The 11403-nt window shown below is 55.3% G+C and carries 10 protein-coding genes and 1 CRISPR repeat array; all 10 genes read right to left on the minus strand.

Annotated elements, in window-relative coordinates; all coding sequences use genetic code 11:
- Positions 1-262 precede the first annotated feature (262 nt).
- A CRISPR array of direct repeats spans positions 263-956; the repeat unit is 30 nt; unit sequence GTTTCAATCCCTCATAGGTAGGCTACAAAC.
- 421 nt (positions 957-1377) lie between these two features.
- The 10 genes from nadA to gtfA all read right to left on the minus strand — a co-directional run bounded on the left by nadA (position 1378) and on the right by gtfA (position 11390).
- Positions 1378-2289 (minus strand): quinolinate synthase NadA, encoded by a 912-nt coding sequence (gene nadA / locus ACPT9Q_RS05195; RefSeq protein WP_427366593.1) that lies wholly within the window; start codon positions 2287-2289, stop codon positions 1378-1380.
- Positions 2207-3337, minus strand: a complete 1131-nt coding sequence (gene mnmA, locus ACPT9Q_RS05200; RefSeq protein ID WP_427366594.1) for a tRNA 2-thiouridine(34) synthase MnmA — start codon at positions 3335-3337, stop codon at positions 2207-2209. Before mnmA ends, nadA begins: the two co-directional genes overlap by 83 nt.
- Positions 3334-4134 (minus strand): ATP-dependent sacrificial sulfur transferase LarE, encoded by an 801-nt coding sequence (gene larE, locus ACPT9Q_RS05205; RefSeq protein WP_427366596.1) that lies wholly within the window; start codon positions 4132-4134, stop codon positions 3334-3336. Before larE ends, mnmA begins: the two co-directional genes overlap by 4 nt.
- Entirely contained in the window at positions 4128-5039 is a 912-nt protein-coding gene (cysK, locus tag ACPT9Q_RS05210) for a cysteine synthase A (RefSeq protein ID WP_427366597.1), read from the minus strand. The genes larE and cysK overlap by 7 nt, the downstream gene beginning before the upstream one ends.
- 140 nt (positions 5040-5179) lie before the next feature.
- On the minus strand, positions 5180-6160 hold the full coding sequence (locus ACPT9Q_RS05215; RefSeq protein ID WP_427366598.1) for a hypothetical protein: 981 nt from the start codon (positions 6158-6160) through the stop codon (positions 5180-5182).
- An 11-nt stretch (positions 6161-6171) separates the two neighbouring features.
- A complete protein-coding gene (locus tag ACPT9Q_RS05220) occupies positions 6172-6573 on the minus strand; it encodes an Rrf2 family transcriptional regulator (protein WP_017873404.1) in 402 nt (133 codons plus the stop codon).
- A 219-nt stretch (positions 6574-6792) separates the two neighbouring features.
- On the minus strand, positions 6793-7632 hold the full coding sequence (locus ACPT9Q_RS05225) for a carbohydrate ABC transporter permease (RefSeq protein WP_427366599.1): 840 nt from the start codon (positions 7630-7632) through the stop codon (positions 6793-6795).
- Positions 7632-8516, minus strand: coding sequence for a carbohydrate ABC transporter permease (locus ACPT9Q_RS05230; RefSeq protein ID WP_427366600.1), 885 nt, complete (start codon positions 8514-8516; stop codon positions 7632-7634). Before ACPT9Q_RS05230 ends, ACPT9Q_RS05225 begins: the two co-directional genes overlap by 1 nt.
- Before the next feature lie 63 nt (positions 8517-8579).
- A complete protein-coding gene (locus ACPT9Q_RS05235) occupies positions 8580-9851 on the minus strand; it encodes an extracellular solute-binding protein (protein ID WP_017873407.1) in 1272 nt (423 codons plus the stop codon).
- A gap of 90 nt (positions 9852-9941) precedes the next feature.
- The gene (gene gtfA / locus ACPT9Q_RS05240; protein WP_427366601.1) at positions 9942-11390 is read right to left on the minus strand and encodes a sucrose phosphorylase; all 1449 of its coding nucleotides are present in this window, start codon (positions 11388-11390) and stop codon (positions 9942-9944) included.
- Positions 11391-11403 lie beyond the last annotated feature (13 nt).

Genomic DNA, 11403 nt, shown 5'->3' on the forward strand with positions numbered 1-11403 from the left:
GAAACGTTTCGGGCAGAAATACATGCATTGTGTTCGAACTTCCAGGCAACTGAGATTTCACGGCTTTCTGCATAGAAACACCTACCGATGTCGTTCTAAACATCCACCGGGAACGTCGCGTTTTAGCGCTGCGGGATGGGAAAGCCCGCTGGACCTGGCGAGGGGAAAACAGGGTGAGTTCACCTTTTGCAGGCCTGTTTGAGAGAAAACCCCGGGATTCGTCCCGGGGTTTTCTCTTGACTACCACAGGGATGTTGGATGAGTTTCAATCCCTCATAGGTAGGCTACAAACGTTGTTAGGGCAATCGAAGGAATCCCGAAAGATATGGTTTCAATCCCTCATAGGTAGGCTACAAACGAGAAAACCGAGGAAGAGAAGAAGCTTTTAGAAGAATGTTTCAATCCCTCATAGGTAGGCTACAAACACAAGCTCGGCCAGTGCTACCTCATTGAACACTACAGGTTTCAATCCCTCATAGGTAGGCTACAAACGGACAAGCTCTGGAAGCTTTTCGAGAAGGGAGGGATGTTTCAATCCCTCATAGGTAGGCTACAAACAAAAGATGCGAACACTTATCGTCTATCCGTCAAAATCGTTTCAATCCCTCATAGGTAGGCTACAAACCCTGATGCCTTGGCCAGAGTCCTCCAGGAGTACCAGGTTTCAATCCCTCATAGGTAGGCTACAAACCGATTGTGGAAGAACTCGTCCGGTGTCTGGTAGTACTGTTTCAATCCCTCATAGGTAGGCTACAAACAACTTCAGTTCCATTCTCCCACCTCCCTCAAGTTTTGGTTTCAATCCCTCATAGGTAGGCTACAAACCTTTCAGTCCTTGCCACTTGGCTCGCTCTTTTGCCGGTTTCAATCCCTCATAGGTAGGCTACAAACCTTGCGACAAACGTTTTGTGTGTGCGCTCAATATCGTTTCAATCCCTCATAGGTAGGCTACAAACCCGTTTTGTGGGCTTAAAATAAGGATTTCTGAAAAGACCATCTTCACCTGTCAAGGTACGCCTTATGTCAATGAAATCACAACTCTTCCTCTCTGTCAAGAGGTTCAGGGAGATTTCGTAAAGTGTCGTCGACCTCCAGGGGTTTTTGCACTACCGGAGGTCGACGACACTTTCCTGGAACGCCGGCGTTTTGCTTTGTGCTCGTCGTTTCCCAATCGCTCGTTCGACCTCGTTGCCCTGCACCATCGCGGGTTCCTCTCGATCTAATCCTCTGGGGACCCGAACGCGCCCCTTCTTTGGTCTATTGCTGCCAGACCCTTGTGCTTCCTTGAAACCTGGCAGTCAGAAGGTTCTGGAAACGGCGTCCCCAGAAGCCGGCCACTGTGGTGCCAAAGGCAGGGATGCCGAAAACGAGAGCGGTTCATCGCGAGAGCTCAAGCATCCGCTCAATGGCTCTTCGTGCCTTTTCGATGACCTCTTGAGGGAGGGTAACCTCGTGAATCTCCTCTTCAAGCGAGACGAGAACCTTCTCGAGTGTGGTTCTTTTCATGTTCTCGCAGATGGCACCTGAAAAGGCGGGGAAGAATCGTTTTCCAGGGTTTTCTTTTTCCATGCGGGGGATGATGCCGACTTCTGTAGCGACAATGAACTCCCGATGGGGTGAGGTTTTGACGTACCGGCACATGCCTTCTGTGGAGAGGACCTGGTCGGCGTGGCGCAGGACTTCCGGACGGCACTCAGGATGGGCAAGGACCAGGGCCTCGGGGTGCTGCGCTTTGGCCTCAAGGATGTGGTTTTCGGTGATGGCCACGTGCACCGGGCAGTAGCCGGGAAAGAGAATGAACGTTCTCTGGAGTTTTGCAGCCACGTACTGTGCCAGGTACTGGTCAGGAACAAAAATGATGTCCTCGCCGGGGGCAAACCCCCGCTCCACCACCTGTGGGGCGTTTGCCGAGGTGCACACAAGGTCGCATTCAGACTTCACCACAGCGTGGGTGTTGACGTAGCAGAGGACCCTGGCCTGAGGGTACCTGGCCCTGAGTTTCCGGAGTTCCTCAAGGGGCAGCATATCGGCCATGGGGCATCCCGCCTCAGGGTCGGGGATGAGCACCTTTTTGTGGGGCGAAAGGATTTTGGCTGTTTCTGCCATGAAGTAGACCCCGCAGAAAACGATGATGTCGGCAGAGGTTTTCTGAGCCGCAATGCTCAAACCCAGAGAGTCGCCCACAAAGTCTGCCACTTCCTGCACTTCAGGAAGCTGGTAGTTGTGGGCGAGAATAACGGCATTCTTCTTCTCTTTCAGTTCCCTGATGCGTTCCTGAACGCTTTTCATGCCAGACCTCCTCAATAGGACCTCCCCCAAGGAGGACATCTCCCTCGTAGAGGACAGCAACCTGTCCGGGCGTCACCATCTCCAGGGGTTGCTCGAAGACGATGGTCACGGCACCGTGTTCACCAGTTTCTACAAAACACGGCTGGGGCTTTTGCTGGTAGCGGACCTGGACCAGGGCCTTTCTGGGGGGTTCGTCAACCAGCCAGTTGAAAGATTTTACCACAAGCCCGAAGCTCAAGAGCTCTTCCCGGCGACCCACGACGATTTCATTCCGCTCCGGGTTGATGGCGATGACGTAGAGGGGATAGGGGGCACGAATCCCAAGGCCCCTTCGCTGCCCAATGGTGTAATGGAAGATTCCCCGGTGCTGGCCGAGGACCTTTCCGTCTCTTGTAACGATATTCCCTGGCCGTTCTTCCCCCAGGTGGCGCAAAAGGAACTCCCGGTAGTTCCCCCCAGGAATGAAACAGAGGTCCTGGCTCTGGGGTTTCTCTGCGACGGGGAGGGCCGCTTTCCGGGCAATTTCCCGGACTTCTTCCTTGGTGTAGTGTCCGAGGGGGAAAAGGAGGAAAGGGAGTGCCTCTTTGGGGATGGCGGAGAGAAAGTACGTCTGGTCCTTTTTGCGGTCTTTGGGCCGGCGGATAACGTACCTCCCGTCCTTCTTCTCAAGAAGGGCGTAGTGGCCGGTAGCGAGGAAATCGCACCCCAGAGCTCTGGCATACTCAAGAAGCCTACCGAACTTCAGGTGGCGGTTGCAGAGAACACAGGGATTGGGGGTACGGCCCCGGCGGTACTCGGCGATAAAGTTTGCGATAATGATGTCCTCCATATCCTGAGAAAAATCCAGGACAAAGTGGGGCACACCGAGCAGGTGGCACACGGCCCTTGCGTCCTCTACAGCCCGGGCGCCACAGCATCGAGCTTCTCCTCCCTCTTCCCCAAGGCACATCGTGACCCCGATGACCTCAAAGCCCGCCTCTTTCAAAAGCAAGCAGGCCACGGAAGAGTCCACTCCTCCGCTCATCGCCACAAGCACACGCTGCTTCATCCTCCATCCATACTCCCTTTCTGGTATCCGGCAAGGTCAAGGGTCGCAAAGCGGTATCCCGCCTTTTTACAGAGCGCAAGAATTGCCTTCCGTATTCCGGGGTCAAGGACCCTGGGGAAATCCTGCTCCTCGAATTCCAGACGGACGATGTCCCCGTGGTGGCGGGCCCGGAGTCCCGAAAACCCGAGCTCCTCAAGAGACCTCTCGAGTTCCCCGACACGCTCAAGGAGCTCCGGCACAAGACGCGTTCCAGAGGGAATGCGTGTGGCCAGGCACGAGTACGAGGGTTTCCAGGCCGTGGGGAGGTTGAAGGCCGCAGAGAGCTCGCGGATTTCCCTTTTCGTGAGCCCGGCCTCATAAAGGGGTGAACGAACGCCGAGTTCCTCTTTGGCCAGAAGGCCCGGGCGGAATTCCCGCGTTTCGTCAGCATTGGTCCCATCGCACACCGGGATCTTCCCGGCAGCGGCTTTGAGTTTTGAGAAGAGGAATTTCTTGCAGAAGTAACAGCGTCTTTGACCGTTGGCGAGGATACCCTCTTCCTGCCAGATATCTACGGAGAGCACCTCCACGGGGAGTCCCAGGGTACGGGAGGTTTCCAGCGCCTCCTCTTTTTTGTAGGGAGGGACGAGGGGCGTGTCGATGAGGACTCCCCGTGCTTTCGGACCAAGAACCTGAAAGCTCGCCCACAAGAGGAACGTCGAGTCCACACCCCCTGAGTAGGCCACGACGACCTCCTGCAGGGGGGCCAGAATGTCCTTCAGCCTCTCGAACTTTGTGAAGGCGGCCGTCTTCACCATATTGAGAGATACCGTTCTCCAGTGTCCGGGAGAACCACAACGATGAGTTTGTCTCTGTTCTCCGGTCTTTTCGCTACCTCAAGCGCCGCCCAGGCAGCGGCTCCTGAGGAAATCCCGGCGAGAATACCCTCCTCTTTTGCCAGGCGTTCGGCGGTGGCAAAGGCAGCGTCGTCCTCAACCCGGATGATTTCGTCCACAAGCTCAAGGCGCAGAACATCGGGGACGAATCCTGCTCCAATCCCCTGGATTTTGTGCTGTCCGGGCTGACCCCCAGAAAGCACTGGCGAGCGGGCCGGTTCAACGGCCACCACCCGGAGGGATGGTTTGCGAGGTTTGAGCACCTCTGCTACCCCGGTGATGGTTCCCCCGGTCCCCACTCCGGCGACGAAGATATCGATGGTCCCATCAGTATCCCGCCAGATTTCCTCTGCTGTGGTTTCCCGGTGGATTTTTGGGTTTGCAGGATTTTTGAACTGCTGGGGCATGAAGGAGTTCGGGATCTGGGCAAGGAGTTCTTCCGCCTTCCGCACCGCACCCCTCATGCCCTCTTCCTGGGGGGTGAGAACCACTTCGGCGCCGAACCGGGTGAGAATCTTCCGCCGTTCCACGGAGACGCTTTCGGGCATGGTGAGGATGAGACGGTACCCCCGCTGGGCGCAGACGAAAGCAAGGCCAATACCGGTGTTGCCGCTTGTGGGCTCGATGATGGTGGAGTCTGGGCCAAGAAGCCCCTGCCGCTCAGCCTCCTCGATCATCGAGACGGCAATCCGGTCTTTGACGCTCCCGCAGGGGTTGAAGAATTCGAGCTTTGCCGCAACCTTTCCCGGAAGTCCCTGGGCGAGTTTACTCAGGTACACAAGGGGAGTGTTGCCGATGAGTTCGGTGATGTTCTGGGCAATGCGCACGGGTCCTCCCCCCTCTCGTCGTTCAAAGAGGCAACGAACACTTCACCACAAAAAGGACAGAGCAGAAGAAGGTCCTCTCCGTCCCAGGAGATTGCTCCACACTGTGGACACCGCACGAGGTTCCCATTCCCACCATGTTCTCACCCCTTTGGGATGCGTAGTGACTCGAGGACGTTTTCCTGACACTTCGGGACCTCGAGGACCCTGGAGGTTCCAGAGAAGTCCCGGACGATAACTGCCGTTTTCTCCGCACCGTTTTTCGTGTAGAAGGCAATGACCTGGGCGGAGCGTTCGATATCTTCGGGTCCTGCCATTCCTCTTCCAAGGCCCAGGGGTCCTTTCCCGCCCTGGGGGAAGAAAAGGAAGTCTCCCTCCCGGGCAAGGCGAAGCAGCGCCCGGTTCTCACCTTCGTTCCTCCCCACGACGAGTTTGTACCAGGGGGTGAACCGGAAATGCCTCCCGAGCTTCAGAAGCTCGACGTTTTCGAGGGTGAACGCATCGTGGTCCAGGAGGTCTTTCAGGCGCTTCGAGAAGATAGGGTCGGTGAGCAGGCACCCTCCGGCAGGACTCGTGTACTCCTCAATTCCGAAGCGCTCTGCCAGCTCAAACTGCGCCTTTCGCCCCCTTCCGGCAATGCCGAGGAGATCTTCTCGCCTGACCCACCCCTCGAGTTCCGGGATGGTCGGAGGGAGGAGCTTTGCTGAAAGCGGCCGGAGCAAAAGCCCCGAAAGCCCGCTTTCTTTCTCGATGAGCCTGAGGGTATCTCGCATCTGGGATTTGGGACGTTGCCCGACGACCTCGCCGGTGAAGACGAACTTCGCTCCTTCTTCCTCCATGATGGCCTTTGCCTTTCGGAGCATGAAGATTTTACAGTCAATGCAGGGGTTAAGGTTTTTCCCGTAGCCAAAGCGAGGATTTCGGACAATCTCAAGGTATTCCTCACCTACCTGGACTTCCCGGAGCTCTGCCCCCAGCCGCTTCATGACCCCTTCGAGGAAAGCCTTTCTGCCGAAGAAAGGACTTGTGAAGTGGAGCGCCACGACCTCAATCCCCTGGGATCGGATGAGGGCCACCGCGATGGAGCTATCGAGTCCTCCAGAAACAAGACCAACGGCCTTCATAGTGCCTCCTGTCATATGGAGTAGTCAGGGAGTTGCGACTTCTCCCGGGCAATGCGCACGACTTCGGCAAGGGTTACCCCTCCAAGAGTCCTGACAATGGTCTCCTGGAGCTTCTTCCAAACCTCCCGGGCGGCGCAGGACGAAGCCCGATGGCAGATGGCCTCGTCTCGCAGGCAATCCACAATGACGACCTTCCCCTCCAGGGCCTCCACGATCTCGAGGACTGTGATGGCCTCTGGAGGTCGGGCAAGCTGGTACCCTCCCTCTGCCCCTCGCTTGGAAGAGATGAGACCTGCAGAGCGCAGAGGAATGATGAGTTGCCCCAGGTATTTTTCGGAGATTTCTTCTCTCTTCGCAATATCCCGAAGGAACACAAATCCCCCCTCGTCGTAAGAGAGGGCAAGCTCTATCATGAGCCGGAGTCCATATCGGGAACGGGTTGAGAGTCGAATCGTCTATCCCCCCAAAATCTATAAATATTATCGCTTTAGTAGCATTATAGGGGAAAGCTCTCCCGGTGTCAAGGGCCATCAGGCTCTGGATTGAACGTTGTGGGATGGGTCCAGGACCTGGCCGGGGAAAGGCGTCCCCAGCAAGCGGGCATCCAACCTTCTCTGCGCAGGGTCAGGAAGCTACTTTATGGAGCCCTGGAGTATTCCCCTGATGATGTGCCTTTGCATGAAAAGGTAGAAGATGATGACCGGGGTGATGCTCAGGATAAGCGATGCAAGGAGGAGTCCGTATTCTGAGGTGTAGGTCCCGTAGAAGTAGTACGTGGAGAGGGGGAGGGTTCTGTTTCTGGGGGAAATGAGGACGAGAGACGGCAGGAGAAAGTCGTTCCAGATCCACAAAACGTCGAGGATGGCCACTGTTGTGGTTGTAGGTTTCAGAAGGGGGAAGACGATTTTAAAAAATGCCTGGAACCTCGAGCATCCGTCGATCATGGCTGCCTCCTCTAACTCGAGGGGAATGCTCTTGATGGCGCCGTGGTACAGAAAGACCGCAAAGGAGCACCCAAAGCCAAGGTACATGTACATAAGGGTCCAGCGGTTGTTGAGGAGTCCAAAAGACCCGTATATCTTCACCAGGGGAATCATGATGGCCTGGAAGGGGATGAGCATGGAGGCAACCATGAGGAAGAACATGAACCTGTTGAATTTCCAGGGAAGCCTCGCGAAGAGATAGGCAGTCATGGAAGAGAAAAAGACAATGAGGGCGGTACTCAGGACGGTGATGACCAGAGAGTTCCAGAAGGCATAGGGGTAGTTCATCTTCTTGAAGGCTTCGATGAAGTTGGCCAGGTGGAAAGCTGAAGGGAGGCGGAATGGGTTGGCGATAATCTGGCTGCGGTCTTTGAAGGCGTTGACGAAAACGAGGAAGAAAGGAATGAGGTAGAGTACAAGGAGAAAGTACAGGAAAGAGAGCCTGAGCGCCTCAAGAATCCCTTCCCGGTACCTTTGCCGTTGCGCCATCACTGTTCGACCTCTAATCGCTTCCCAAGGTACACCTGGGCAAGGGTGACACCGACGATCATCGCAAAGAGGAAAAACGCCTCAGACTGGCCGATTTCATACTGCTGCGCCAAGAACGCCTTTTCATAGACGTGCATGGCCACGAGTTCTGTGCTCTTGTAAGGGCCTCCCTCGGTCAGGGCCTTGTTCAGGTCATAAACGATGAAGCCTCGCTGGAGGGAGAGGAAGACGCAGACGGTGGTGAAGGGGGTTAAAAGGGGGAGGATGACGTACCGCAGTCTCTGGAGACCTGTGGCTCCCTCAATGGTGGCTGCCTCAACGAGGTCTTTCGGGATGCCCATGAGCCCGGCGATATAGATGACCATCATGTACCCGGAGGATTGCCACACGCTGACGATGACAAGTGCCCAGAATGCCTTGTCTGGATGGGCAAGCCAGGAGCGAAGGAAGAGCTCCCATCCGAATCGTTTCCCAACGTAGACCAGGACGTTGGAGAAGACAAAACGCCATATGAGGCCCAGAACAATGCCTCCTATGAGATTCGGGACGAAAAAGCCGGCCCGCAGGAAGTTCTGTCCTCGAATCCCGCTGGTCAGAAGGTACGCAAGGGTGAAGGCGATGACGTTCGTGAGGACGACAGTGTACGCCACGTACCTGAGGGTGAGGCCAAAAGATGTCCAGAACGCCCTGTCCTCGAAGACCATCCGGTAGTTCTTGAGGCCCACAAAGAGGTACGTTGCTGACAGACCATCCCAGTTCGTCAGGGTGAGGTAGACGCCAAAGAGAAATGGGAGAATGACCACGGTGAAGAACGCAAAGGTGGTGGGTCCAGCAAACAGAAGATACGTTCCAACCTTTCCGAAAGGGGTTTTCTCTGAAACCATTTTCTTGGCACACTCCGAGGCACCCGGAAGGAAAGCTTTCCTTCCGGGTGCTCTCCCAGGGTGCTATTTCACATTTTTCCAGTAGTTTTCAATCTCGTCAAGGAGTTCGTCCCGGCTTATGGCATTGCCCAGGTACTTTTGCATGAAAGCACCCACCATACGCCAGTGGTCCGCCGGGAGGTCAAGGACGAACTGAAGCGTTTTCCCTGCCCTGACGTACTGGAGGATTGACTTAGCCAGAGGGTCCCTTGGCTCGAGGGTAATGTTCTTGAAAGCCGGGATGATGCTGAGTTTGTTGACCAGCATGTCCTGGCCCTTTGCGTCGTACACCAGCCAGTTCAGGAAGTCTTTGGCCGCCTGTTGTTCTGCTTCAGAGCTCTGTTCTCTGTCAAGAATCAGGAATTTGGTGGCACCCACGGGGATCTGGGAGTTCCCGTAATCATCGGGATTGTCGCTGATAGGAACGGGCAGGAAGCCGTACTCGCCTTCAGGGTCGAGTTCGCTAAGCTGTGGCCAGGCCCAGTTGCCCATGAACCACATGGCAACCTCTCCAGTGCCCAGAAGATACGAGCCTCGGTCATACGTTCCGGAGAGCGGGTCGTCTTTGTCGATGTTGTACGCTCTCATAACGTCGAAGGTATCAAGGAGACCATTCACGATGCTGTTCTGCTGGAGATCCACCTTTCCGGCCCGCAAGTCCTTGAGGAATGCATCGACCTGTTTGGGATCCGGCGACTGGGCGGCATAGGCTATCGCGAAGAAATGCGCTCCCAGGGACCAGTCAAGGGGGGATATGACAAGCGGTGCGACACCGGCGTTCTTGAGCTCTTCAAAGAGTGCTTGGAGGTCTTTCCTTGTGCGTATTGAAGAAGGATCGAAGCTCTTTCCCAACGCTTTGTCCAGGACCTTTTTGTTGTAGATGAGCCCGTATCCCTCGACGGCAAAGGGGAAGCCGACGACGGTTCCATCTTCAAGGGTTGCCATGTCCAGGCTTCCAGGAATGGCGTCCTGCACCCATCGTTCACCGGTGAGGTTCAGGGCCTTGTCCTGGAATTTCTTGACATCACCGGCATCCACCATGGCGATGGTCGGCGCGTTTCCTGAAGCGTACATGGAGACGACCTTCTCAAAGGGCGACTGGCCAACCGGGCAGGGAATCACTTCGACCGTCACGTCTTTGGCGATTTCGCTGTAGAGGGCAGCGATTTCCTCAAGCTGTGCCTGGATCTCTCCTTTGGAGTTCAGGAATGTGATGTTCACCTTGGCGCTGGCGGTAACTGATATGGCTGCGGAGAACACCAGTGCGGCAATCAGAAAGAACGCAAGTTTCCTCACCTTTCTCCTCCTCCTTTATAGAAGGGTTTTTCTGGTGGTATTATAGTTTTCTCTTCCCCGTATGTCAACCGTTTGACATACAGGAACCTTTTAAAATAACTTCTCTTTTGTCCCCCTTGAGGGGTCGCTATAGGTGACCGTGAAGTTAAACGTTTGCGCATTCGCCTCCAGCGTGGCTTCGTACTCGTCCTTCTTCCACCGAAGGACCAAAAGGTGCTCGCTGTTTGTTTCCTGGATAGCGAAGTCCCCCGAAAACGCCGGATAGGTGTTGCGGAATCGCATGAGTTGAAGGAGCTTCTGGACCGCGGGCCGGCGCAGATTTTCCTCGACCTCTTCCACGGTGTAGTAGTGGCGGTTGATGTCCCTTCCCTGCTTTGTCCTCTCCACGAGCTCAATGTCGTTTTCTCCCGCAAGTAACCCCACGTAGTACACCTGAGGGATGCCAGGGGCGAAGAACTGTATGGCGCGTGCCAGAAGGTATGCGTCGTCGTTGTTGCCGAGGGCTGAGTAGTAGGTGCAGTTGATCTGGTAAATGTCCAGGTTGTTGTACGCCGTCGTGCTGTAGATTCTCTTGACGTTTGCCCCCCGGGAGTACAGGTACTCTTTGGTCTTCTCGATCTCCTCATCGGTTAAAAGGTCCTTCACATCAACTACTCCAATCCCGTCGTGGGTATCGAGGGTGGTGAATTGTTTCCTGGGGCATATCCGCAGCCAGTCGACGAGGCGCGTCGTTGAGCCGCTGTAAAGGGTGTGGAGGACGAGCATTGGCAGAGCGAAGTCGTACACCCAGTATCCCCGTTCCGCGAGCTTGAGCTGGAACGAGTAATGTTCGTGGACCTCCGGGAGGATTTCCACGCCGTAGGGCGCGAGCACCTCCCGGCAGAACTCAAGGAGTTCCCATATCTCCGGTTCGACAAAGAAACAGTTTGTTCCGCGCTTTTTGATGGTGTAGGCGACGGCGTCAAGCCTTATGAGGGAGGCGCCTTTCTTTGCAAGGTATTCAAGGGTCTTTTTGATAAAAGCTCGGGTAACCTCGGAGGTGACGTTGAGGTCAATCTGTTCATCGCTGAAGGTGCACCAGATTTTCTCCGTGGTACCGTCGGCAAACTCCACGGTGACGTAAGGCGGTCGGGGCTTCCTCTTGTAAATCATGTCGAGTTCCTGCACCGTGGGTTCCCCACAGGGCCAGATGTCTCTGTACCGAATGAACATCGTGGCGTAAGGGGATTCGTCCTTCCGGGCCAGGAAATCCTGGAAGAAGATGGACTGACGGGAGATATGGTTGATCATGAAGTCGAACATCAGGTAGAAATCTTCCCTCAACGCTTCAATATCGTCCCACGTACCGAAGGCTTCATCGACCTTCTCATAGGTGATCGGGGCAAAGCCCCGGTCTGCCGAAGAGGGAAAAAACGGCAGGATGTGGAGCCCCCCGATGGCATCGCGGAAGTGCTTTTTTAGAAGGTATTTCAGCTCTTTGAGATTCCTGCCCATGCTGTCTGCGTACGTGATGAGCATGATTTTATTGGGAACCGGCATGGCTAACACTCAC

Origin of the sequence: Candidatus Caldatribacterium saccharofermentans (assembly GCF_050267035.1) — a bacterium.
Lineage (GTDB): Bacteria > Atribacterota > Atribacteria > Atribacterales > Caldatribacteriaceae > Caldatribacterium > Caldatribacterium saccharofermentans.